Below are 23,520 nucleotides of genomic sequence, written 5' to 3' on the forward strand. Positions count from 1 at the left end.
GCTCGGCCTGGCCGCACCGCCGCAGAGCGAGATCCGACTGGCTATTCCCAGGGCGGCACTGTGGGTCATGGGACTGAACCTGGCGGGGCGGGTTGGTCGTCACCGCGGCCTCCCAAGCACGTGCCGCTTTAGCTCGAGCCCGCCAGGCACGACAGGTTGCCATTCGTCGAAGTGGGTGCGGACTGCCGGCGTGTCAAGGTGGGCCTCGCATAGGTGCCTGACCGTCGCGGCGATCCGGACCCCATGAAGGTGGCCGGCGGCGAGGACCAGGACCGACGGGCCGAGGCTGCTGCTGGCCCTGAGCGGCACTGGATGTACTCCAGTGCGGGCCCGCCTGGGCAGGTAGCCATGAAAGGCGAACAGCGCGAGCGCGTTGGCGTGGAGCGCCTGGTCATCGGAGTCGGACTGCGGCTGCTCGGGCCAGATCGCAAGCGGTCCATCTGCTGCGGTGAACGCCGCCAGTGCTGCTTCGCCAGCGGGCTCCTGCTCCGGCTCAACTCGTTGGATTAGGCTGTGCATCCGGACGGTGCCGCTGGCCGGATCCATTGTGACCGTGGACAACCGGTATGGGAGGGCCAAGGCGTCATGGGCGTCGGCAGCCAACACTCGCGCTCCGTCACGCAATCTGGCGAGATAGTCCAGGACAGCCGTGGTGGAGAACAGCGTGGTGCGGATACCTGCGCAGCTTGAAGCAACTATGACCCAGAAGGCGGGGTCCTTGATCCCCACGGCCTCTCCTCTCGACTCGTGTGGTCGAGAGGGGCTCATGGAAGCTCAGCTCGACCAGTAAATGCAGACTGGTACGGAGCTGAGTTCCTGCCGACTAACGGAAGCTCAGGGTCGAACGCGTGCTACGGGCGGTGCGTGGTGCTTTTACGGTCGAACACTTGACTACGGGCGGTGCGTGGTGCTTTTACGGTCGAACACTTGACTACGGGCGGTGCGTGGTGCTTTTACGGTCGAACATCTAGGTCGACTGAACGTCTTCCAGGTCCGAATCGCCTGCGGGCGCTAACCCTGCCGGGGATCGCCAGTCGGCAGGCAAGAATCCCCACGGCCCCAGGAGCCCAAGGCCGAAGTGGAGGTACCTCCATGAGGCTCGCTCCACTGGAGCGAGAGTATACGTCCTGTCACCAGCGGTGTCCACTCCGCTCGCGCAGCGTCAGCAGGACGCTATCGCCGAGCCCTGTCCGTGGGTCGGCGGTCATGCGGTCACGCGGCCATCCAGTCAGTTCGACGGCGTAGTCCCATCGACGAACAGTTGTGTCAGGGTAGGCCGCGAGCAAGGGCTTCAGCTCTATCTTGGAATGTTGGGTTACATGCCTGCAGCTGAGCGGCGATCGGGTCGATGTCGAACAGACGAGCGTTTTACCACGTCCGGCCACGATGTCGGCGGGGAGCACCTCGCCGGTCAGGTCGGGCCGCCGCGGCAGCGGCGATGACGTACGGCTCGCCGAATCGCCACGGGTTGGTGGTGATGGCGCGGGCCGCGTGGAGGACCTTCGCCATGCCCGCTGGGCTGGGGCTGGAATGGTCGGTGAGGCGGCTGCCGAAGAACGCCTGCAGGTACTGCGCCGCGAGCGGGCTGCGGTGGTAGTCGACCATGCGGGCGCGCAGGTCGACGGCGGTGCGGGCGTAGCCGGCGAGTGTGTCGTTCGGTAGGAAATTCATTGTTTGCCTCCAGGTCCGTGCTCAGGCGGCCAGTGCCGCTGCGGTTGGACGCCGGTGGAGCCGGGATTCCGGCGGCACCGCGTCCGGTGCGGGCGCGGGCCGGATCAGGGGTGCCGGCGGGTGGGCAGGGGTGAACCAGCCGGTGAAGCGGCGCGACGCGGCGGGAACGGGGGCGCGTCCGCGTGCGGCTCCAACGGGGCGCGGCGAAGGCGGTGGGGCGAGGGTGGTGGTGGCGCGGCGGGTGTGTTGCTCGGCGCGCTGGGCGGTGCGCAGCGCCCAGCAGGTGCCGTGCTGCCCGCGGCACTGCAGGTTCGTGCAGGCGCCGTCGGGGCCGGGTTGGTGGGCAGCAGCGACGTCCATCGCGAGGGCCCACAGAAGCCTGTCGGTGACGTCGTCCGGCACTGCGGTGCGGTCGCTGGGACGCCGGCTGCGGTCCTCGGGGTGTGCAGGGTGTGCCATGGCGGGTGGCCCTTCGGTCGGCGGATCGCGGGCATGCGCGGTCGCCGCCCGACTCGCATCGGGGCCCGTGGGAATGCTGATGTCCGGACCACGGATGACGACCAGTATTGATCGACGCTCGCCTCTCGATAAAGGTCAAGTCGTGTCGGGCGGGCAGTGGGTTGTCCGCCCGGACGGCAGCGCGGGTCGCTGCTCAGGGGGTCTGCTCGAGGTCGAGGCGTCACGCGTGGGGTCGACGGTGGTGAGCAGGTGGCGAAAGACGCCGCGCCAGTGGCGGCCGTTGTTGCCGCCGAGCGGGACGAGGGAGACGCGGCCGTTGCCGGTGTCGCGCAGCACCACGTACAACTCGCCGGGGGGCTGCTTCCAGCCCATGTCGGCAACGGTGACGAGGGTGCCCGGATGCAGCGGCATCTCGTGGATCATGGTCCACTCGCCGCCGGTGCTAGCGCTGGTGGTGGTGTCCCCTGCGGGGGCGGGCCACAGGTAGGTGGGTTGATCTTCACGGGTCGGCCGCCGTCGACGGGTTCGACGACGACGTTGACCGGCAGCAGCCGTGTGACTCGGTAGGTTACGCCCCGGGTGCTGGCGTGGGCCACCGCCGGGTCGATGGTCACCCGGTCGCCGATCGAGTACGTGTAAGGGCTGCTCATGGCGGATGCGTTCCTTAACGGGGGTGTCGGCGACCGTCGCCGAGAACGGGGAAAGCCGGGCTGGCGGATGGAAGCGGGGCACGGTGAGGACCTCGCGCAGGTCGAGGGCGCGAGGTCCTCTTGGTGTGTCCGCGAGCGGTCAGCGGCGGCGCAGGTCCCGCAGGCGGATGCCTGGCAGCGCCCCGGTGTGGCCGGTGGTGGCGGTGGCGCCGTGGACCCCGGCTCCGGTTTGTTTGGCCTGGTACATGGCGATGTCGGCCTGGTGCAGCAGGGTGCGCGGACCGACGCCGAGGGCGGCGGTGGTGTACCCGACGCTGGCCCCCAGGGCCACCGTGTGCTCGCCGAGGTCGACGGGGTGGCGTCCGACCGCCCGCCACGCGGCGCGGGCGGCGGCGACCACGTCGTCGGGGCCGCCGGAGACCAGCAGGGCGAACTCGTCGCCGGACAGCCGCGCGGCGAGCCGCACCGGCCCCGGCAAGGCGGCTAGCCGTCGGCCGACCTCGGTGAGCAGGTCGTTGCCGGCCTCGTGGCCGAAGGTGTCGTTGATGGCCTTGAAGCGGTCGAGGTCGAGTAGGACGAGCCCGAACGGTGCGCCGCGCCGCGCGGCGCGCTCGGCGGCGGCGAGCAGGGCCCTCCGGTTGGGCAGGCCGGTGGTGTCGTCGTGGTCGGCGGCGTGGCGGGCGCGGGTCAGCGCCTGTTGTTGGCGCCACAGCAGCGCTCCGGCGAGGGCGAGACCGGCGAGGATTCCACCGGCGGCGGTGACGACTGAGGTCAGGATGGGAGACACTTCGGATAGCTCCTGTGCGATTCGCGGTCGCACGAATCCAAGTGGACGCACCAGGGGGGATCAGGAGGTTCGTCTGATGGTGTAGTTCCGGGCTTGTGTCCGATGGCCCGTCTCCGCTCCGACGTGCGTCGCTGGTAACGGCGGGGTGCGAAGCTCGGGGTAGAAGCCCAAGGGCTCCCGTGCCGTCCGGGGGCCACAGGCGAGGGGAAGGCCGGACGGGTGAACGCAAGTGAACCTTCGACGATGCCCCGTGATCCAAACCCTGGGGTGACGGATCGTGTGACCTGGGGACAAGGGCTGGCCGTTGAGAAGGCGGCAGGCGGCGGCTGGTGAAGGAGCGCCAGCCGCGGGGACACCGCCGCCCTCGGGGTAAAGGAGGCACCCTCCCCGGCCGTGTCTTGGTCGTGTGGAACGAGGTAATCCCGTTGAGGTCCGGGCCGGTGCCATGCCCGGTAAGCCGACCGTGAGGAAGGCTGAATTCCTCAGCGGGCTGAGGATGGCCCAAGAAGCGAATGCCGGCAGCCGAAAGGCAGCAGGAAATCGGGAAGTAGTGGCTGGCTCCTCCGCCAGTCTTTTCCGGATAACTGGCCGGATACGGGCGATGCCCGGACCCGAAAGGGTGCTGACGTGGGCCAGGTGAGCCTGTGAAGGATCGATGACGACGACAACCGCACCGAAGGGCAAGTTGGACGCCGTTGTGCCTGTAGGCGCGGCGGTGAACGGACCGGAGGGCGAGCGCTTCGACTGGGAGACCGTTGACTGGTCTTCGGTGGAGGCGTCCGTACGGCGTCTGCGGCAGCGGATCTTCACGGCATCGCGGGCAGGGGACCTCAAGAAGGTCCGCAACTTGCAGAAGTTGATGCTGCGGTCGTGGGCCAACACGCTGCTGAGCGTGCGGCGCACGACGCAGGTCAACGCTGGCCGCAAGACCGCCGGGATCGACGGGCGCGTCGCGTTGCACCCGGAAGACCGGGCCGACTTGGCCCGGTGGGTGCACCACGAGGCGAACCTGTGGACGGCCCGGCCGGTCAAGCGGGTGTTCATCCCGAAAGCCGGTGGCAAGCAGCGCCCACTCGGCATCCCGGTCATCGTTGACCGGGTCCTGCAAGCGCAGGTCGTCAACGCGCTGGAGCCGGAGTGGGAAGCCAAGTTCGAGCCGAAGTCGTACGGCTTCCGGCCCGGACGCGGCTGCCACGACGCGATCGGCGCCATCTACCAGTCCGTGCGAGGACCCCGAGCCAAGCGGCTCTGGGCGCTGGACGCGGACCTCAAGGCGGCATTCGATCGCATCGACCACCAATTCCTGCTCACGTCTCTCGGTAATTTTCCCGCGAGGGAAGCAATTGCTGGGTGGCTGAAAGCCGGAGTGGTGGACAAGGGCCGATGGTCCCCTACTGAGGAAGGCACTCCCCAGGGTGGGGTTGTCAGCCCATTGCTGCTGAATATCGCGCTGCACGGGTTAGAGCAAGCCGCAGGTGTCCGATATCGTCAAGTCCGCTCAAACGCGGAAGTGCTGATGGGGCACCCACTGGTGGTCAGATACGCCGATGACTTCGTCGTCTTATGCCACTCGCGTGACGAGGCTGAAGAAGTCAAGGCGCGGCTCGCCGAATGGCTGACGCCGAGAGGGCTGGCTTTCAACGAGGACAAAACGGCTATCGCCCGCCTCGAAGACGGCTTCGATTTTCTCGGATTCAACGTCCGCCGCTATCGCGACAAGCTGCTGATCAAACCCAGCGACGCGGCCGTGAGACGCATCCGGCACAGGCTGCGCACCGAGACGAGGGCTCTGCGAGGAGCCAACGTCGCGGCCATCGTCGGCGCGATTAACCCGATCGTGCGCGGCTGGGCGGCCTACTACCGGACGGCGGTGTCCAGCCAGGTCTTCAGCCGGCTGGACCACTACCTGTGGCAGTTGACCTACAGGTGGGCGTTACGCCGCCACCCGAACAAGCCGAAACGCTGGATCGTGTCCCGGTACTTCGGCCAGTTCAACCCGTCCCGCAGAACGCGGTGGGTGTTCGGCGACCGCGACAGCGGCGCATACCTACTCAAGTTCCGCTGGACGAAGATCGTCCGGCATCAGATGGTCATCGGCTCGGCGTCCGTTGACGACCCGGCCCTGACCGACTACTGGAACGCCCGGCGTCGCCGCAGCCGATCGTCGCTCCCAGTCAACCGCCTCACCCTGGGCCTACTTCAAGCCCAGCACGGGCGGTGCGGCTACTGCGACGACCTGCTGCTACACGCCGACACGCAGCCACAGAGTCCGCAACAGTGGGAACAGTGGCTGCGCGGAACCCGCAAAGCGATGAGCCGCAAGGCCATCGTCTCAGGGGACGGCGGCCCGGATGATCAACCGCGTCTCGTTCACGCTCACTGCCGGCGGCGCACGTCCGCCAGCAGGAGACCAGCACCGCAAGAGACCCGCGAGCCTGTGGGGCTTGCTTGAGCCGGGTGCGGTGAAAGTCGCACGCCCGGTTCTGAGGGGGCCCCGTCACGGCGACGCGACGGGGCTACCCGACTGTCGGTGAAGGAGCACCGGGGCGGGCGTGGTTCCGGCAAAGTTCGACGCCCGCCTCCGGGCTACCGGCTGGCGGGGTCGTTCAGGCGGTGGAGTCGGCGAGGGTGAACGTGGCGGGTTTCTCGGCGGCCAGGATCGCCCGGCCGGTCGCGACGAGTTTCACGGCGGCGTTGTGGACGGCGCCCGCGCTGGCCTTCTTCGCTTCTGTTTCCTCGTTGGCCCGGTCGATCAGCTTGCACAGTTCGCTGACCTTGTACTGCTGGCCGGGGTTGGCCTCGAGGATGTCGAGGATCGCGCCGCGTAGGGTGCCCGACGCCCGCCGGGTAGAGGGCTGTGCCGCCTCGCCCGCCGCCTCCGTGGCCGGCGGGGTGGGTGCTTCCACAGCGGGTTCGCCCGTAGTGCTGTCGGTGGCCGTGCCGGCAGGGACACTGTCCGGTGTGGCTGGTCGGGTGTCCGCTTCGTCTGCTGCGGGCGGCGTTCCGGTGGCCGGGTCGGTGTCGCCGGTTGTGACCGGCACCTCGGGTTCGGCAGTCGACCGGTCGCTGTCGTCGCCGTGCTCGGTTTCGGTGTCCTCGGCTTCAGCGGCCTCGTCGAGTGCTGCCTCGACATGACCAGGAGCCGGCGATACCGACGCCTCGGGGGCGTCCGGCTGCCCGTGGGCGGGAACCTCGGCGGGTGGGGGCTGGTCGTGGTCCTGTCCGGCAGCTTCTCCGGTGTCCTGCATGTCGTCGCCACGCGGCCCGTGTCCTGCGGCGGTGCCGGATGTGTCGGTGTCGCGGGTGGCGGGCTTGGGTGCGGGCTGGCCGTGATCGCCCTGTTCGGCGTGCTGGCGGCCGGTGTCGGTCAGCCGCCACAGGCTGCGTCCGGTGTCGTTTCGGGTGGGCTCGGCCAGTCCCGCGGTTTCCAGGGTGCGCAGTTTCGGGGTGGTGGTCGAGTAGCCGAGGCCGGCTTCGGTGGCGATGGTGGCGGCGGTGGCCTCGCCGAGGCGGTGCAGCGCGGCGAGGACCTTCGCGACGCTGGGTGCCAGTGGCGCTGGTGCGGCCGTATCGGTGGTCGTGTTGGTGGGGGTGCTGGTCATGGGCGCGGGTCCCCTTTCTCCTGCCGTTGGCAGGGGTTGTTGAGTGAGGCGTGTGCACTGATGCACGCTTCGGTTCGGGTTTTGATCAAGTCGTCTGCCCGGAGTGCGGGACTGTGGCGACGCACGGGCGTGCGGCCCGGTGATCACTCGCCGGGCGGCCTGTTAGTGACCGGGGTCAGTGCGCGGCGTGGTAGGCGTCGCGCACGGCGGCGGGGATGACGCCCCCGGTTCGTGGCCGGGGCAGGTTCAGCTCCTGCCAGTTCGTGGTCCACCACCAGGTGCGGATCTCCTGGCTCTGGGTGCGGCCGGTCGCGGTGCCGTGCTGGCGCCGTGGTGCCCGGGGCTGTTTCGGCAGGCGGCGTCCGGCGGTGATGAACGGGCCGAACGCCGCGGCCATCCGGTCGAAGTTGCTGGCGGACAGGTCGATCTCGTAGGTGACGCCGTTGAAGGCGAACTGGTAGGTGGCGACGTCGTCGGTGGAGCCGTCGAGGTCGTCGACGAGGATCGCGGTGGTCTTGGTGGCCATAAGGCCACCTCCTTCCTTTGGAGGGTGCGGTTTACGGGGTGGGTTGGTGGGTGCCGAGGCCGAGCCGGTGGCCGATGACGGGCCCGCGGTGCAGGGCGGCGACGGCGGCGGGCAGGTGTCGGCGTTGCCAGCCGTGCAGGGCGGCGGGCAGGTCGGCGGCGTACTTGCGGTGCTGGGTGAGGGCGGCGGCGAGGCCGGCGGCTTGTTCGATGCCGTTGTTGGCGCCTCGGGCGGTGTGCGGGCGGACCGGGGCGAGGGCGTCGCCGAGCAGGACGGCATGCCCGGCGCCGACCGGCCACACCATGCGGTTTGGTGGGGTGATGTCGAGGACCGGTACCGCCATTCGGGTGCTGGTGGCCCGCACGAGCGCGGCGTGTTCGGCCGGGAGGAGCAGGTCGGCGTGGGTGTCGACGTGGGCGCGGGCGGCGGGGCTGACGTGCCGGGGCAGGGCGAAGACCCGGCGGGTGGGCTCGGCGCCGAACCGCCGCGCGTACTCGCCGCTGGTGCAGTCGAGGTAGAAGGTCCAGTCGCAGCCGCCGGGTACCGGGGCGAGGTTGAACTGCACGCCGGGGCAGGGCTGCAGCCGCAGGAAGTCCCGCAGCCCAGCAGGTGGGGTGATGTCGGCGATGCCGCGGTGGGCGACGTAGCCGGCGTACCGCAGGGTCCGCTCGGAATCGAGGAGCCGGCGGCCGGTGGAGGAGCGGCCGTCGGCGAACACGACCAGGTCGGCGGCTGCGGTGTGGCCGTCACGGAACCGCAGCACCGGCCGGCCGGCCCGCTCGGTCAGGGCGGTGACCTTCATGCCGGTCTGGAGGACGCCAGCGGGTAGGCGACGGGTCAGCGCCTGGTGCAGCCGCGTCCAGGTGGTGTTGCGGCCCGGGTAGGTGCGTCGGATGGTCTCGGCGGGGCGGCGGTCGCGGATGCTCATCTCGACGATGGCCTCGGAGTCGTGGGCGACGAACTCGCGCTGGTCGATGCCGAGGCGGTCGAGCACGTCGAGGGCGGGATGTTCCAGGCCGATGAGGCCGCCGCCCAGGGGCGCGGACGCCGGCGCGGCCTCGAAGACGGTGACGTCGTCGAATCCGGCCTGAAGCAACAGCAACGCGGTGACCGGGCCAGTGAGGCTGCCGCCGACGACGGCGATGGCGGGCTGCAGGTCGCAGGCCGGCCTGACAGGTGCTGTCATGAGGGGTTCCCTTCGGTAGGGCGGGCGGGAACCCGGGCACGGCCGTGCCCGGGTGTGCGCGAGTGCGCGGGTGGCCGGGCATCGGCCTGGTCGTGCGGTGCCGAACCGTGTCAGCGGCGATGGGCCGCCGGTTGCGGTTCGACGAAGAGGGTGCGGAGGTGCGATGGAGGCCATTAGGTGACGTCGGCAGCGCGACGGCGTCGTGCGGGCAGCGGATCGGGCGCGGAGGACCGCCAACCCGGTCTGTTACCGACCAGGCATGGTGGACAGCGGCCCCGCGGGAAGGGTCCGCCCCACACGCCGCAGCGCTCCAGCGGAGAACGGGGTCAGGGGCGGTCACGTCCAGCAAGGTCGGCGTGGTGTGGTGCGCGCCGTCGCCCGATTGGCGGCGATGACCGTTCAGGTGTTAGCGGGTGAGGCCTCGGCGACCACCGTGGTCCGTGGCGTGGCTGTCGGCGGCGACCCGGATCCGCAGGATCTACCTGCCGCTAGGGGTTACCTGGTCAGCTCGTGGCTGTCGTGGCCGCCCTGGCGGTGCACCTCGTCGACTCACTCTTCTCGCGGGCTGGTGGCGGATGCGGTCGCGACTGGCGCAGGGCACCTATTCGGGCGTGCGCAATTCCCGGAGTGGGGACGCGCTGCTGTGGTCCACCAGTTCGGCTGGACTGCGGCTGGAGTACTAGACACCTACGGCGGCATTAGCAAGGAAGACCACGGGGATTGAAAGTCGCTCAACCTCGTTGGCTTGATTCTCGAGGAGTCCGAGGACCGGCGGGTCCGCTCAGCACGCTGACAGTGCTCACGACGCTCATGTACAGCCATGGCTAGACGTGGAACACTCAACCGTCATGGCCATGTCCGAAACCCTCGCTGCAACCGGCGCCCAGACGATCCCCGTCTTCGCGCTAGCCGGAGTGATTGAACTCCGCGCGATGTTTCGAAAATTTCCGCTTACTCAGCCGTGGACTAGAGAGACCGCGAAGCATGCCTGGTTCTTGGAGTTGGCCACGCTTATTGTTGGATATTCAGCTTGGGGCGGCGTGATGATCTGGCTCGTCGTCGCTGAGTACCACTGCTTGCGGCGGCTGCGCGGGCTCTCCGTGCCGGACGGTGCAGGCGGGACCGTCCAGAACTCAATTGATGTATCACTCGTACTACTTGTCGCCCTGCCAATCGTGGCTTCACTCATGATGAATTTGATTGCGTTACTGACTCCGAAACCAGCGCCAGCGAATGACGGTCAGGAAGAGTCAGCATCGGAAATCAGCTAAAGACTGTCGGATTCGGTGATCCACTCATTTTCGGCTAGCTCATTTTGTGGTGAGGTTCCAGGGCCACTGGTAGGCGCCGACGGCGTAGCAGCCGTTGCCGTCCGGCGCGACCCGGTCATGCTCGATCCAGCGGCTGCCCAGGCCGTGGTCGTCTTCCCACTCGACGGTGACCTCGTCGCCGTCGAACCGCAGACGGGGATGCTCACCAGGCATGTCACCGGGGTGCAGGGCGTCGAGGTGGGCGGCCATGCGCCGCACCGCGTACCGAGGGAAGCGGCACAGCACGCCGGTGCGGCCCAGGGTGGTGTAGCCGACGGCGACCATGGCGCGGAAGGTGCCGCCGCCGACGACGTCGCAGGTCACCGTCGCCGGGGTCCACGTGGCCAGCGGCGGGGTGATGTCGCCGCGGCTGCGGAAGATGCCGTAGCGGTCGTTGGTGCTGTCGCGGGCCGGGTCCGGGTGCAGTCCGAACCAGGGAAGCCCCTGCTGGCGGGCGTAGCGGAGCAGGTCGAGCAGGTCACGGCGGCCGTCGCGGTGCGCGGTGCGCAGGGGCAGGAAGCCGTGGCCGTCGTCGGCGGGAACCGGGTTACCGGTGGCGCCGGTGGCGGTGTGGGTCCAGGTCTCGGCGAGGACGCGGTGGTGGGCGCCGTCGGCGTCGTACCAGCGGGGGACACCGTTGGAGGACAGCCAGTCGCCGTCGGTGTCGTGGGACCAGATGAGTGCGGCCTGCTCCGGCAGGCCGGCCCGGTACTGCTGGCGGGTCGGGCGGTGCGCGCGGGTGGCGGCGGCGTGCTCGGCGAGGGGCAGGACGTCGTCGATGCGGAACCACAGTCGGTGGGACATGGCGAGACACCTCCACTGGATGGCGGGAAGAGGGAAAGGTCGGCCGTCGTGCTGGCCGGGCTTGTGCGTCGCCCCAACCCGGGGCACCAGGCCGCGCCGACAGGCGGCATGCGGTCACCACGGCCGCTCAAGTCCTGGTTCACGGCCTCTGGGGCGGAGATGGGTACGACGGCCGTGCTGACGGGCGGCGAACCTGCGGTGGCGGTCCGGCCGCGCTAGCCGGGCAGGGTGTACGTCACGGCACCGTGGGCCGGGGCCTGCGTCCGTTGCTCAGGGTCGGTGCGACGCCCGGCGGCGGCGCGGGCGATGTGGTCGGGCCGGTCGGGTCCGCCGTCCGATTCCCTCAGGAAGAGGAGATGGGTGGCGATGTCCGACCGGCTCCGGTCCAGGTGGTGCTACAGGGCGACGGCGATCAGCCGCTGGTCGGCCTCGACGGTGTCGAGGTACCGGTTGGCCTGCTCGAGGTAGGTCACCCGGTGAGTGAGGGCGTCGCTCGCTGGCGCCAGCTTGTGCCCGTCCGGGGTGAGCAGGGCGTCGCCGCACACTGCCGTGCTGGCGCTGTAGTGCTGGTAGGCCATCGGGCCCGCCTGGAACATCTCCAGCTCTCCCACGCTGAGGTAGCCGCCGCCGTGGCTGGCCGCGTTGTGCATCCGCATCGCGTTGACGCGGGGTTGGTGGTGGAAGTCCGCCACGGCCCGCTCACGCGGGTACCGGGCGGGATCCGCCAGGTGGCGGGCCAGCAGCGTCGGCCACGGAGTGGCCGGGCGGGTGCCGTGCACGACCCGCTGCCACAGTTGGTGGCGGATGCCCGCGCCGACACCGGCGGCGTGACGCATGGCAGCGAGGTCGAGCAGCTTGACCGGTCCGCCGGCGCAGTACACCGGGCGTCCCTTGCGGGGCGCGACCAGGTGGCCGCGCTGCCACAGCCACATGCTCGGGCTGGCCCAGAACCGCGGCTGCAGGGCACCGGACACACCGAAGTGCCGGTCGAGCTGGGTGGCGGTAAGCGCCTGCGACGGCAGACCGTCGGGCAGGCAGACGACCATGGTGCTGATCGTCGCGGTCGGCGTGACCACCGGCCTGGCGGCCGTGGTACCAGTGGTGGCGGTGGGCGTCGGAGCGCTCGTGCGTCCCTTGCGGGGCGACACCGTCGGCACGCGGGTGCCGTAGCGGCTCAGGGGAGTCGCGGCACCGTTGGGTGCGGTCATCGTCGGAATCCTCCTTCAGGTGGGGCGTGCTGTGGGCACGCGGAAGCGGCCGGCCCACCGGGTACATGGGCGGCTCACAGGGCGCACAGGAATGCGTGCGGCGGGGATCGGGTGCTGGTGGTGCGGTGCGACCTGGGAGTCGCCGCGCGGCGCGGGCGCCGACCGGCCTAAAAGGCGGGTGGGCGGAGCGCACCGTCGGGTGCGGCGGTGGTTCCCGAGGCGGGACCGGACCGGTGCAGCGATATGTGGGTGAAGGTGGTGCCGATGACGGTAGCGGCCGGATCTGTCAGCGCCGCCCGCGCCGACGATCGTCAGTAGTGCGGTTGACCTGCGCTGTGAGACATTCCGGCCCGTTGTGAGCCGTCGTCGACGCGATCCTCGTCAGGCTCCCCCGACACTCACAAGTGACCTTGGATGCTGACAGGCGCGGCAGGGTGACCGCGCCAGGTGGATGGCGCAGACCGGGGGTCCTTGGGGCGGAGTCGTGAGGTCTTCCTGGAGGTGAAAGCCGTTCGCGCGACCGTTGGCGTTCTCCGTCCGGCGGATGCGGTCGCGGACCTCGACGTCTAACTGGTCAACCTCGCGTCCCGCTCCGGCTGGATGGCCTGGACGACATCGGAGCACCCCTCTCTCACTCGAAAGCGCGGCCCCGGGAGGCTATGACTACCCGACGGCGCGAGTGACGACCATCACTGAGTTCGCACGAGATCCCGTTTCACAGGCTGACGTTCCCCTTGTAGCTGGACTTTTGGCGGCATCCGAGGGGTCCCTCATCGCCATCATGTAAATATTCTTATCAATTGTCACTTGTTGACAATATCGGGACCAATGCATCTGTTGATTTCTTGGTAGCCTCCACACTCCCGTAACCCAAAGAGACGGAGGGGTAGCCTTGAGTGATGCTCGTCGGATGAAGTGGGTCAGTCGCCTCCTCATCTTGGTGGTGGGCGGCGGAATCGCCGCCGGAGGCGCACCAGCGCAAGCAGCCGAATCTGTCGGCGCGGACCAGAGTCCACGGGCCGACAGCCGGCACCAGGCAATCGCCACCATCACCCCCGCTGACCTTCCCCGTACGGAAGTCGGGCGCGGTCAGCAAGAAGTCCGAACTGGTCAGTCATGTACGGCCATCGCGCCAGCCGCTCGCGCCGCTGTCGGTGGCGCGGTCAAATCCTGCGTCGACACCACACCGCAGGCCGTGAGCCGTACCGGCTCGGCGGGCACCGCCGCCGCCAACGAGGCCTGCGACATCACCCTGCCCGGCTACTGGACGTGGACGCGGACCAGCGGCCTGTGCCTGAATGGCATGACGGTCACCTACACCCTGTACAGCGACAGGGGTGCGGTGCTGGGCACCGGCGTTATGAACGTCGCCACCAGCATGACCCTTAGCCAGAGCAGCGCCGCGTGGAACGAGTCGGTCACTGTCAAGGTGACCGGTGTGAGCGGGGAGGTGAAAAGCCTGGACATCGCCTTCGATGTTGCTTGCACCTCGACCTGCTCCGCGACGACCAACCGGCCCTGGCCTGGATCACGGAATGTCGGTCCTGGCGCTTCGGCGTCCGGCACGGTCACGTACCGAAGCGCCGTGGCCTCCGGGGCGCGGGACACCAACATCCAGACCAAGTACCACATGTATGTTACGACTGCGGGCAGCATCCCTACCACGCCGAACGTCTACTGGGATAGCCCCGTCCAAGCGCCGATCCGTTGCGACGCGGAACTCAGCACGCCCGGCTGCGTCATCCCGGAACGGCGGGCGATCCTTGAGTACTCCGTCTCGGATCCGAACCACGGCGAAGCCGCCGCGCTCTACCAGTTCGCCCAGGCGTACCTTCGTGGCTGGGCGCCGCTGAGCCGGACTGACAGCGAGGCCATCCGGGACGCCAACCGGGAGCGCACCTGCGGTGCCGGCAGCAGCGACCCGTTCGTGTTCATGCCGGAGTACGTCCCGAACGACTCGTGCGACGAGTTCCCCTTCGCCGGCACGTATGAGGGAGGAACGGACGGCCGGCTGTGCGCGGACATCCTCCCGCTGTACGAGGACGGTCAGTGGGTGCTCTACGAGGCTCGGGCGGACAAGCCGGTGACCTTCAACGAGCCGTGCGTGCGCGGCCATGTTGACGTAGACGCGAACTCCTCCGCCGGAGGCAAGTACGGTGCCTTCGTGAGGAACCAGCGTGTCCTCGACACCGAGAAGTTCGACGTCCACGCCGTGAGCTGACGAAGACGTGGCCGGGCGGGGCCCGAAGAAGCCTCCGGCCCCGCCCGGCCCCCGTGGGACAGCGCAGGAGACGTACATGAGTGAAACGACGGCCGGACAGTGGGCGTGGGCCGAGGATCCACGCCTGGTCATGTGGTGTGTGACATTCACCCAGGCCATCACGGCCCCAGATGTGCTCGCGCGATACGGCGCGGACCCGCGAGTCGCCCGCCTGCTCAACCGCGACGAGGCCAACTCCTTGTACGCCGAGACCGCGCAGGAAGGGTCGATGTTGCGCGCCGGTTCCTTGGGCATGTGGTCGTTCTGTTTCGAGGAGCACGGCATCACCGGCGCCATGTCCGGCACATGTACCACCCTGTCCGAAGGCACCGAGACCCTCAGCGTCCTGCGCGGCGCCGACGGCATGAACAGCTTCGCCCACTGGCGTGACGGTCGACGCGTCGAGCGTTTCGAGCCCGGCATGACCGTCACGAAGCCTCAACCACCACACCCCTGGTGGGACGCTGTCGAGGTTCACCTCGCCACACGTCCTTCGCCGCATTCGCGGCTGATGTCGGTCCTGGAGGTGGTTGCGGCACACATCGGTGCCGCGCTCGACTCCCGCACCGTCGACGGGCCGCTACTCACCGCAGCTCTTGTGACCAGCGGGGAATCTTCCTCGCGAAGCCGCCCGCGTACCACCAGCCGCCGTCCGCCCGGGCGCCTGCTCCCCAGCCCCGCGTCCGTCCCACCTCGGGCGCAGATGGAAGGGCGGACCGAGGAACGCGAATAGGAGCACCCGCTGTCCGGGTCATCACGCGATCGCCCGACGGGGTCGACCTGCTGGGGGTCTAGAGGTCGTCGAAGCGCTGTGGGTTGGTGACCGTGTCGGGTCCGTGGTCGCACGGCAGCTCATGCAGGTAGCGCCGGTAGCCGGGTTCGGAGACGAGGGTCCACACTCGGCCGGCGGGATCCGCGTGATGGCCGCTGAGGAAGGCTCGGGAGGTGATCGGGAATCCTCTGCCGGGTGGGCGGCCATCTGCGGGCAACTGCTTGCCTTGCCGCTGCCCTGTCTGGTTCCTATTACCTGCAGACGTTAGGCTCGCGACAGGGGAGGGATAGCGTGCAATTTCGCTGGAGGCTGGCTGGGCTGGTATCCGGTGTGGCCCTATTCGCGACTGGTTGCGGAAGTGATGACAGACCGCCGATCGCCGGTACCTGGGTCATGGCGGAGAACAGCTCGCGGACGATGACAGTACGGGACGATGGTTCGCTGTCGGCCAGCGTGGGCATCTCATGCACCGGCGCCACGAAGAGTCAGGGCGATCGGGCGTACCGGTTCGAGTTCGACTGCGGCATGACTAAGTACTCGTTGGACGGAACGCTGAGCGCCGACGGCACGAACCTCACCATGAAGGACCCGAGCACCGATCAGAATGCGGTCTGGAACAGGAAGTAGGGCGAACGGAGGGCTGTGCCGCAGCCAGCCAAAGTGCCGGCCAGGATAGGTATCCCGTCTCAGCTTCCGTGAGAAGCCTCCCGTTCACCGACCGGCGCCACCGACCGCATCTGCCGTCGGATCGTACGTCCAGCGAGCGATTGTGGTCATGCGGCGCGTGGTGCGCGTCCAGACCCGAGGGGCCGCGTTCGGCGTGTACGGCGACTCATGGCCTACAAAGAAGAAGTCCCTGACGTGTCTCCGCGATCAGCCAAGGTGGTGACATCCTGGGAACCATGAGGTCTATGTGTTCCCTCTACGTGGATGCCGGCTACATGCTTAGTTCCGCAGCTGTCCGAGTGACCGGGACGTCGCTGCGCAGCGGGGTTCACGTCGGCTACGCGCCGCTGATCGACGCGCTTGTCAGGCAGGCCGAGAGGATTTCGGAGCTGTCTGTGCTGAGGGTGCACTGGTACGACTCAGCCAAGGACGGCGTGCCCGATCTCCAGCAGCAGCGCATCGGCGAGTTGCCCAAGGCCAAGTTGCGGCTTGGCCGGTTCGGCATGGACGGCCAGCAGAGCAGGCATCTCATTCGGGCAGCCGACGGAATTGAGATCCTGTCTCCGGAGACTGTTGACCAGACGGTGGCGAAGGTCGAAATGCCGCCGCCATCGGTTTCGCAGCTGGTGGCGGTTGTGCCGCCAGCCGGGAAACCGCAGGTCAGGCCGACGCCCAGGGACCTCGCCGAACTGGGAAGTTCACCTGCGGTCCGGCCGTCGCCTGTGATCGTCTACAGCGCGACCACCGGCCGCGAGCCACAGGTCACGCCGGGGTATGAGGACCCTGTCGAACTTGCCGAACAGATCGACTCCGTGGTCATGAATGTCCTGACAGCATTCCGCAAGTCTGCCACTGCGGAGGCCCTGGCTGAACTTGAAGATGGGAAGCCATCGATTCCGCGACTTCGACAAGGCGTTGCTGACCGATTTATCTGATCGCCGTGGTGAATTCGACCTGAGTGAAAACGTGCGGCACAAGCTTCGGGCACAGTTCTGAAAGAAGTATGACGAGGTGCCGTAAGCGGGTTCACTCGCTACCGGAAACGGGGTCATCGAAGCGCTGTGGATTGGTGACGGTGTCAGGTCCGTGGTCGCAGGGCAGTTCGTGGAGGTGCCTGCGATGGGTGGGGTCGGAGACGAGGGTCCACACTCGGCCGGCGGGGTCGGGGCCGTGGACGGCGGTGGCGATCGGGCTGGCGGTTCGCAGTCCGGCGAGCACGCCGAGGAGGCTGGCCTCGCGGCGTGGGCTGGGTACCCAGAACAGCACGGGGTAGCGGGGGCCGAAGGTGGTGAGGCGTTCGTAGCCGCGCAGTTTGGCCACGACCCGGGCCAGGTTTTCGGTGTCGTTGTCGTGCTCGAGGAAGAAGCCGGTGGAGGTGTCGCCGACGGTCCACACGCCGTGGCCGTCGGGGCGTATGCCGGCTTGGGCGTAGACGGTGGTGGCGTGCTGTTCGGACCACCAGCGCGACAACTGGGCACCGCCGGTGCGGCGGGCGGTGGCGATCAGGTCGGTGAAGAACTGGTTGACGCCGAGCAGGTGGTTGACCTGTCCGCTGGCGGCGATCCGCTTGGCGCGTTCCAGGGAGCTGCGCGGCGGCTTACCGCCGCTGCCGGTCGGGTCGTGGTAGGCGGTGGGGTGGAGTTGCAGCCCGACGGGGCCGAGGGTGTAGAGCAGCGGGCCGTAGCGGCCGGTGTGGCTGCTGCGGCCGAAGCGGTGCAGCACGTCGAGGCGGTGCAGGATCGTGAGCCGGCGTTGGGCGGTGCGTCGGTTGTCGAAGAAGGCGTTGGTGATCTGGTCGGTGGACAGCAGGTAGTGCTCGGCCAGCAGGGCCAGCAGGGCGTGGTCGCGGGGGACGATGCGACCGAAGACCGCGAGCGGGTCCGGTTTGCTGGAGGCGGAGGGAACACGGGAGTACACGACGGTTGCTCCTAGGCAGGGTGGGGTTCCCCTCCCGATCGGGAGGGGTGTCTGGCGAGGGAGAGGCCGGTGGCAGGGTCTGTCAGGGGGTGTGTGCGGCACTGACAGCCCAGGTCAGCACCGTGGTGGAGGTGCTCGCCTGTGATGGGCGACGAGCCCGGTGGCGAGCCGGTGCGCGACCCTGATGACGCCACCATGCTGGCGGAGACAGTCAGGGGCGGCCGGACTTCGGGCGGGCACGCCGCTGGTCGGGTGTGCGGCTGAGTCGCTCGACGAGTTCGTCGACGGCGCTGGTGTCCTGGGCGGGCACCGCAGCGGCGGCGGCCTGCCGGATCGCGGTCGCCTCACCGACGACCGGCCTCGGCGGCCGGGTTCGCATGGTGAACGCCGGGGTTTGGCGGCCGTCGACGAGCAGGCGCGCGGCGGCGGTGTACGCGTCGAGGTGGGCGAGGTCGTGCTCGCCGAGTTCGGGCAGGGTGTGCCGGGCGAGCTGCCGGGCGTCCTCTGGCGCGACCGTGAAGTACACCTTGTTGCGGGCGTTCGCCGACGCGGCGGCGAGCAGGTCTCGGGGAAACTGGGCGAGGTCCTGGTGGGCGAGTACGAGGGACAGCCGGTACTTGCGGGCTTCGGCGAGCATCGTGTCCAGCGAGTTGGCCAGGGTGAGGAAGTTCTGCGCCTCGTCGATGATGAGGCTGGCGTCGCGGCGCCGCTCGGGTGCGACGCCGGCGCGGGCGGTGGCGGCCTGCCACACCTGGGCGAGGACGAGGGAGCCGAGCAGCCGGCTGGTGTCCTCCCCGAGCACCCCCTTGGGGATGCGGACGAGCAGCACCCCGCCGTCGAGCACTCGCCCCATGTCGAAGCTCGACTTCGGGTAGCGCATGGTGCGTTTGACGAAGTCCCGCAGCAGGAAGGCCCGCAGGCGGGCGAGGACGGGGCCGATGACCTGGGAGCGGAGGCTGTCGTTGAGGCTGTCGTACCACTGCCAGAAGCCGCTGAGCCCGGCCGGGTCGTCGAGGTCCACGGTCATCGCGGACCGGAACTGCGGGCTGTTGAGCAGTGGGGGGATGTGCTGCAGGGTCACGTTGTGGTGGCGCAGCAGGGTCAGGCAGGCCACCCGCATGACGTCGTCCATCCTCGGCCCCCACGCTTTGGCGAAGATGTTCCCGAAGATCGATACGAGGTTGTCGACGACCAGGTCCGGGTCGTCGCCCTCGAGCGGGTTGAGCGTTGGCGGGTTGTCCTGGTCGGGGTCGAACAGGACGACGCGGTCGGCGACGGTGGCGGGGAGCCGGTCGAGGATGTCCAGGACGAGGTCGCCGTGCGGGTCGATGACGACGGTGCCCCGGCCGGCTTTGATGTCGTCGAGGGCCATGTTGACCAGCAGGGTGGTCTTGCCCGATCCGGTGGAGCCGATCACATGCAGGTGATACCTCGCGTCCGGCACCGACAGCCCGACGCTGTGGCCGCCGATCTCGGCGTCGCCGAGCATCTTCACCCCACGCCCGCCGCCGGGGACGGCGACCGGGGCCGGCATGGAGGCGGCCCGCGCCCGGTCCAGGCCGGGCACGGCCAGGTCACGCGGCAGTGCCGCGAGGGCCGCGAGTTCCGGGGTGCTGGTGAGAAACCCCGGCCCGAGCCGCCGGCCGGCGAGGACGGTCACCGGCGTTCGGATGCGGGTGCGGTGGGTGAGTCGGTTGCGGCCGGTGTGGATGGCGAAGGCCGAGGCGAGGGTGTCGGCGATGCCCCGCAGCCGGCCGCGCGGGTCGGCGCCGTGCCGCCGGCTGGTGGTGGCGGCGACCGCGTACCGGATCCCGGTGGCCCACAGCGGGTGTGCGGTCTTGTCGAGGATCGCCCGCACGTCCCGGTCGATGGTGGGATCCCGCCGGGCGGCGGGCGTGGTGGGGCGGCTGGTGCCGCCGCTGCCGGGCAGGAACGTCTCCAGCAGCCACAGCAGCGGCGCGGCGGGGTTGACCGCCGTGGCTGCGGTCTTGCCGGCCCGCAGCCGCCCGGCCGCCCGGCGGGCGCGTGCCGCTCGCCGTGGGGTGGCCGGGCGGGCGAGGACCTGCACGCAGGCGTACTCGCCGGGTTTCAGCTGGGCCCCGGCGGACATCAGCGGGCGCAGCGGGTCGGTGTCGTGGTCGGTGGCCAGGGGCAGCCACTCGGGGTGTACGGGCAGCAGGTGTCCGCCGGCGGCGGGCCGCGCGTTGAGTGGGATCGGCGGTGGGGGGTTGGGGTCGGTGGTGGTGGCCGAGCCGGGCCACGCGGCCCGCACCGCCGCCTCGACCGCGCCGGGTGGGACAGTGCCGGGCACCCAGATCGAGATGAGCAGCTGCCGGCCGGACCAGGTGTACTGCCACACCACGTGCGGGGCGCCGCAGAGCAGGCGCCGCCGCCGTGACGGGGTCAGCACGCCGGCCAGGTTCGCCCACAGGGCGGCGGCGCTGTGAGGATCCACCTCGGGCGGCGGCGCGATCGTCACGAGGCGGGCGCCGTGGGCGTGCTGGTGGTGCCGCCAGGTCTCGACCAGGTTGCGGGCTGCGATCCCGACGGCGAGCAGACCCGCGGCGACAGCCGCCAGCCACGGCCGCTGTGCGGCCCACACGGCGACGTCGACCAGGGCGTCGCCTGCTCCGGTAGGTGGCGTAATGACGTCGGTGCCCGGCCCGGCCGTGGGGCTGGGCACCGACAGGCGCGTGCGGATCAGCGCGCCGATCGGCGGGTTCACAGCTGTTCCTCCTCGTCGTGGTCGGCCAGCTCGGCCGGGGTCGTGGTGCACACGGCGTGTTCCTGCTCGGAGCTGATCGACTCGAAACCGGTGCGGGCGACGCCGCAGATGAGCAGCCCCTGTCCAGGGCGGGCGGCGAGCAGGAGCCGCCGTTCCCCGCCGGTCAGGCCGAACGCGTCACCGACCGCGTCGATCGCTTGTGGGGCCTGCTTGAGTAGGACCTGCGTGGCGGCGTTGGACACCACCGCCTGGCCCAGGTCGGTGCCCAGCACGTCCGCCACGTCCTGCGTGACGACGGTGAGGCCGGCGAACCGTTTACGGCCGGCCTTCGACATGCGGAACAGGAACCTCGCGCCCTCGCCGTCGCGCATGAGCAGCCACGCCTCGTCCACGACGACGAGGCGGCGCACCGGCGGTGTCGCCGCCCGGGGCTTGCGGGGTAGGTCGACCTGACGCCAGATGTGGTCCAGGGCGAGCAGGGTGCCGATGGTGCGGAGTTCGTCGGGCAGGTGCCGCAGGCTCCACACGACGAGGTGTCCGATCGGGGTGTGGGTGGTGGGGCCGTTGAACAGGTCGGCGAAGCTGCCGTGCACCCACGGGGCCAGTCGGGCAGCCAGCTGCGTGGCGCCCGGCTCCGGGTCGGCTTCCAGGCAACCCACCAGGTCTCTCAATAGCGGTGCCGGGCGGGTGTGGGTGTGCGGGTCGGCGGTGATGCCGGCCCGTCGGTAGACGGCCAGAATGGCCCGGTCCAGTGCGGCCCGCTCCGCCGGCGGCGGCGGGTGCCCGACCAGCACGGAGATGACGGTGTGCAGGAACAGGCCGCGGCGGGTGAGCACATCCGGGCGGTGGTCCCCGACCGGCAGATCCAGAGGGTTGATCTTCACGCCGGGCATGCCGAGCCGGACCACGGTGCCGCCGACCGTGTCGGCGAGCCGCGAGTATTCGTCTTCGGGGTCCACGATGGCGACCTGGACGCCCTGGTACAGGTTGCGCAGGACCTCCAACTTCACGAAGTAGCTCTTGCCGGCCCCCGACCGCGCGAGGACGACGCTGTTGTAGTTCTCCTGGCTCCACCGGTCCCACCAGACGATCCCGTTGGAGGCGGGGTTGACGCCGTAGAGCACCCCGCCGCAGACCGGCGGATCACCCGGCAGCGGCGCCGGCAGATCAGGGCTGGCAAGGGGGAACGCCGCGGCGAGGGCCTGGGTGTCCATGGTGCGCGGCATCCGCAGCGAATCAGTCGCGAGGGGCAGGGTGGTGGTCCAGCCGGCCAGGTGCCGCCACGTCGCCGGCTGCACCTCCAGCAGCGTGGAGGCGGCGGCGGCTTTCACCTGCGCGCACGCTTCCAACAGCTCAGCCTCGGTGCGGGCGTGCACCGTCAGGTACAGGCCGACGCGGAACAGCTTCGCCGCGCCCCGGGCCAACCTTTCGGCCAGGTCGGCGGCGTCCTCGGCGGCGGCCTCGACGTACGGGTCGGACAGCTTGCCCTTCTCGCTGCCGGCCCGGCGGGACGATTCGAGGCGGGCGCGCTGGGTGCGCAGCCGGGACGCGGCGACCGTTGCGGGCAGCGGGTCAATGTGCAGAGCGAGGTCGAGCCGGCCCGGCCAGGCCAGCAAAGGCTCCAGCCAGCCCGGCCCGACCTCGGCCGGATACCCGGTGACCACCAGGGTGGCCGCGTACCCGTCGCCAACCCGTAGGAAACGGGGAGTCACCTCCACCGACGCCGGCGCCACCACCCCCGCCACACCTCCGGTGGGGGGCAGCGCCGCAGCGACCGTACGGCCTCGGGCCGTCGGGCCGGGCAGTCTCCAGTTCATGATGATTCCCTTCGGGGTTTCTGCCTGCTCGCCGCAGGCGCGGTGATGACGGTGTCGGGGGCGGCGAGGCCGCCGGTGCGGGGCGGCCGGTACGGGTCGGCGCAGGCCGCGATCGCGGCGGTCGCGGCGTCGCCGTCCAGGGCTCGGGTGGTCACCCCGAGCCCGGACAGCGACCGGGCCGTGTCGTCGGCGCGGCGGCGGGCGGCGTGCCCGCCCCGCCCGCCGGTGTGGGCGCGGGTGACGATGAGGACCTGCCGGCGCAGCGGATCACGTCGGTGCGCGAGGTCATCGAGAAAGCGGGCGTGGTCGGCGCAGGCGGCCTCCAGCGCTGGGTGCGGCAGCCGGTGGGCGGTCGCCTCCAGGCCGGTGGCGTGGCTGGCCAGGTCGACCGGCTGCGCGGAGACCACCACCTGTGTCGGCGTGGACAGGCTGTTGAGCCAGCGGCCGAACGTGTCCACCAGGGCCTGCTGCTCGCCGGGGGTGCGCAGGGCGAGGTTGACGGTGGTGGCCGCGACGATCGCCGCCGGCCCTGCGGGCAGGGCGATCTCGCCGTCGTCGGCGATCGCGGTCGCCGGCAGCCGCAGCGGGGCGGGCAGCGGCATCCGCCCGGCCGTGGCGTCCACCCAGTCGGGGAGGCGGCTGGTCGTGTCGGTGGTCGACAACGCCTTCGGCGCCCGCTGGTGGCGGATCGAGGCGAGCAGCCACTGGTCCATCGGGAGCCCATCGCGGCGCCCGACGGCCAGGCCGAACACCAGACCGCCGAGCACCACGCCGGCACCGATCAGCAGCGCGGCGGGCAGCAGGGTGTGCAGCGACCGCCAGCCGCCGTAGAAGACCACGGCGGCGACGGCGAGGATCGCCAGCTGCCGGAAGGTCAGGCCATACAAAACTTTGTCCGGTGCGTCGACGTCGGCGGGAACCCTTGCCCTATACGGCTCGTCAGTCAAGGCACTCTTCGGACTCATTGATAATCACTCACCCTTTCCATCCATTGAAAGCTCAGCGCTTGGCCGTGCTGTTCTCGCAGCGCAAGCGCACTGGGCTGTTCGTCGTGTGCGAGGTTGAGGGAGGCGGCGGGTCACCGTGGCTCAGGAGTGGACCGACCGCGGCGTGCCGGCCTCGACCGACCGCCTCGCGGTCGGTGGCTTGACCGCGAGGCG

General features: G+C 69.8%; 21 protein-coding genes. 6 read left to right on the plus strand and 15 right to left on the minus strand.

Going from position 1 to position 23,520, the window contains the following annotated elements:
* Positions 1 to 99: 99 nt before the first annotated feature.
* The 6 genes from ACLQ2S_RS24720 to ACLQ2S_RS24745 all read right to left on the minus strand — a co-directional run bounded on the left by ACLQ2S_RS24720 (position 100) and on the right by ACLQ2S_RS24745 (position 3,567).
* Positions 100 to 729 (minus strand): hypothetical protein, encoded by a 630-nt coding sequence (locus ACLQ2S_RS24720; protein ID WP_425703208.1) that lies wholly within the window; start codon positions 727 to 729, stop codon positions 100 to 102.
* Positions 730 to 1,368: 639 nt separating this feature from the next.
* Positions 1,369 to 1,671 (minus strand): hypothetical protein, encoded by a 303-nt coding sequence (locus ACLQ2S_RS24725; protein WP_425703210.1) that lies wholly within the window; start codon positions 1,669 to 1,671, stop codon positions 1,369 to 1,371.
* Between the two features lie 21 nt (positions 1,672 to 1,692).
* Entirely contained in the window at positions 1,693 to 2,130 is a 438-nt protein-coding gene (locus ACLQ2S_RS24730; protein ID WP_425703212.1) for a hypothetical protein, read from the minus strand.
* Between the two features lie 135 nt (positions 2,131 to 2,265).
* Positions 2,266 to 2,553 carry a hypothetical protein gene (locus tag ACLQ2S_RS24735; protein ID WP_425703214.1) on the minus strand — a complete coding sequence of 96 codons (288 nt, stop codon included), beginning with the start codon at positions 2,551 to 2,553 and terminating at the stop codon, positions 2,266 to 2,268.
* Positions 2,550 to 2,780, minus strand: a complete 231-nt coding sequence (locus tag ACLQ2S_RS24740; protein ID WP_425703216.1) for a hypothetical protein — start codon at positions 2,778 to 2,780, stop codon at positions 2,550 to 2,552. The genes ACLQ2S_RS24735 and ACLQ2S_RS24740 overlap by 4 nt, the downstream gene beginning before the upstream one ends.
* Before the next feature lie 139 nt (positions 2,781 to 2,919).
* Positions 2,920 to 3,567 carry a diguanylate cyclase domain-containing protein gene (locus tag ACLQ2S_RS24745; RefSeq protein WP_425703218.1) on the minus strand — a complete coding sequence of 216 codons (648 nt, stop codon included), beginning with the start codon at positions 3,565 to 3,567 and terminating at the stop codon, positions 2,920 to 2,922.
* 655 nt (positions 3,568 to 4,222) lie between these two features.
* On the opposite strand from ACLQ2S_RS24745, the gene ltrA reads away from it, so the two are divergent.
* Positions 4,223 to 6,019 (plus strand): group II intron reverse transcriptase/maturase, encoded by a 1,797-nt coding sequence (gene ltrA, locus ACLQ2S_RS24750; protein WP_425703220.1) that lies wholly within the window; start codon positions 4,223 to 4,225, stop codon positions 6,017 to 6,019.
* A 154-nt stretch (positions 6,020 to 6,173) separates the two neighbouring features.
* Here ltrA and ACLQ2S_RS24755 read toward each other — a convergent pair whose 3' ends face one another.
* The 3 genes from ACLQ2S_RS24755 to ACLQ2S_RS24765 form a co-directional block, all read right to left on the minus strand.
* Complete coding sequence (locus ACLQ2S_RS24755) at positions 6,174 to 7,169, minus strand: MarR family transcriptional regulator (protein ID WP_425703222.1); 996 nt, start codon at positions 7,167 to 7,169, stop codon at positions 6,174 to 6,176.
* A 175-nt stretch (positions 7,170 to 7,344) separates the two neighbouring features.
* Positions 7,345 to 7,695: a histone-like nucleoid-structuring protein Lsr2 gene (locus ACLQ2S_RS24760; RefSeq protein WP_155221952.1), complete on the minus strand. Its 351-nt coding sequence runs from the start codon at positions 7,693 to 7,695 to the stop codon at positions 7,345 to 7,347.
* Between the two features lie 31 nt (positions 7,696 to 7,726).
* Positions 7,727 to 8,881, minus strand: a complete 1,155-nt coding sequence (locus tag ACLQ2S_RS24765) for an FAD-dependent monooxygenase (RefSeq protein WP_425703225.1) — start codon at positions 8,879 to 8,881, stop codon at positions 7,727 to 7,729.
* An 848-nt stretch (positions 8,882 to 9,729) separates the two neighbouring features.
* On the opposite strand from ACLQ2S_RS24765, the gene ACLQ2S_RS24770 reads away from it, so the two are divergent.
* Positions 9,730 to 10,152 carry a hypothetical protein gene (locus ACLQ2S_RS24770; protein WP_425703227.1) on the plus strand — a complete coding sequence of 141 codons (423 nt, stop codon included), beginning with the start codon at positions 9,730 to 9,732 and terminating at the stop codon, positions 10,150 to 10,152.
* A gap of 39 nt (positions 10,153 to 10,191) precedes the next feature.
* Here the strand turns inward: ACLQ2S_RS24770 and ACLQ2S_RS24775 are convergent, their stop codons facing one another.
* Both ACLQ2S_RS24775 and ACLQ2S_RS24780 read right to left on the minus strand, forming a co-directional pair.
* Positions 10,192 to 10,995, minus strand: a complete 804-nt coding sequence (locus ACLQ2S_RS24775; protein WP_425703229.1) for a hypothetical protein — start codon at positions 10,993 to 10,995, stop codon at positions 10,192 to 10,194.
* 395 nt (positions 10,996 to 11,390) lie between these two features.
* Complete coding sequence (locus ACLQ2S_RS24780; RefSeq protein ID WP_425703231.1) at positions 11,391 to 12,203, minus strand: hypothetical protein; 813 nt, start codon at positions 12,201 to 12,203, stop codon at positions 11,391 to 11,393.
* A gap of 910 nt (positions 12,204 to 13,113) precedes the next feature.
* Here ACLQ2S_RS24780 and ACLQ2S_RS24785 point away from each other — a divergent pair.
* The 4 genes from ACLQ2S_RS24785 (at position 13,114) to ACLQ2S_RS24800 (ending at position 16,836) form a co-directional block, all read left to right on the plus strand.
* Positions 13,114 to 14,424 carry a hypothetical protein gene (locus tag ACLQ2S_RS24785; RefSeq protein WP_425703233.1) on the plus strand — a complete coding sequence of 437 codons (1,311 nt, stop codon included), beginning with the start codon at positions 13,114 to 13,116 and terminating at the stop codon, positions 14,422 to 14,424.
* A 76-nt stretch (positions 14,425 to 14,500) separates the two neighbouring features.
* A complete protein-coding gene (locus ACLQ2S_RS24790) occupies positions 14,501 to 15,196 on the plus strand; it encodes a DUF6461 domain-containing protein (protein ID WP_425703235.1) in 696 nt (231 codons plus the stop codon).
* 432 nt (positions 15,197 to 15,628) lie between these two features.
* On the plus strand, positions 15,629 to 15,862 hold the full coding sequence (locus ACLQ2S_RS24795) for a hypothetical protein (protein ID WP_425703237.1): 234 nt from the start codon (positions 15,629 to 15,631) through the stop codon (positions 15,860 to 15,862).
* Positions 15,863 to 16,200: 338 nt separating this feature from the next.
* Positions 16,201 to 16,836 (plus strand): hypothetical protein, encoded by a 636-nt coding sequence (locus ACLQ2S_RS24800; RefSeq protein ID WP_425703239.1) that lies wholly within the window; start codon positions 16,201 to 16,203, stop codon positions 16,834 to 16,836.
* 91 nt (positions 16,837 to 16,927) lie between these two features.
* On the opposite strand, the gene ACLQ2S_RS24805 is transcribed toward ACLQ2S_RS24800, so the two are convergent.
* The 4 genes from ACLQ2S_RS24805 to ACLQ2S_RS24820 all read right to left on the minus strand — a co-directional run bounded on the left by ACLQ2S_RS24805 (position 16,928) and on the right by ACLQ2S_RS24820 (position 23,325).
* Positions 16,928 to 17,818, minus strand: coding sequence for a replication-relaxation family protein (locus ACLQ2S_RS24805; protein WP_425703241.1), 891 nt, complete (start codon positions 17,816 to 17,818; stop codon positions 16,928 to 16,930).
* A gap of 211 nt (positions 17,819 to 18,029) precedes the next feature.
* Positions 18,030 to 20,519: a type IV secretory system conjugative DNA transfer family protein gene (locus ACLQ2S_RS24810; RefSeq protein WP_425703266.1), complete on the minus strand. Its 2,490-nt coding sequence runs from the start codon at positions 20,517 to 20,519 to the stop codon at positions 18,030 to 18,032.
* A 20-nt stretch (positions 20,520 to 20,539) separates the two neighbouring features.
* Positions 20,540 to 22,360 carry a VirB4 family type IV secretion system protein gene (locus ACLQ2S_RS24815; protein WP_425703243.1) on the minus strand — a complete coding sequence of 607 codons (1,821 nt, stop codon included), beginning with the start codon at positions 22,358 to 22,360 and terminating at the stop codon, positions 20,540 to 20,542.
* Entirely contained in the window at positions 22,357 to 23,325 is a 969-nt protein-coding gene (locus ACLQ2S_RS24820) for a PrgI family protein (protein ID WP_425703245.1), read from the minus strand. The genes ACLQ2S_RS24815 and ACLQ2S_RS24820 overlap by 4 nt, the downstream gene beginning before the upstream one ends.
* Between the last annotated feature and the right edge of the window lie 195 nt (positions 23,326 to 23,520).

The organism is Micromonospora sp. DT48 (assembly GCF_049844495.1).
GTDB lineage: Bacteria > Actinomycetota > Actinomycetes > Mycobacteriales > Micromonosporaceae > Micromonospora.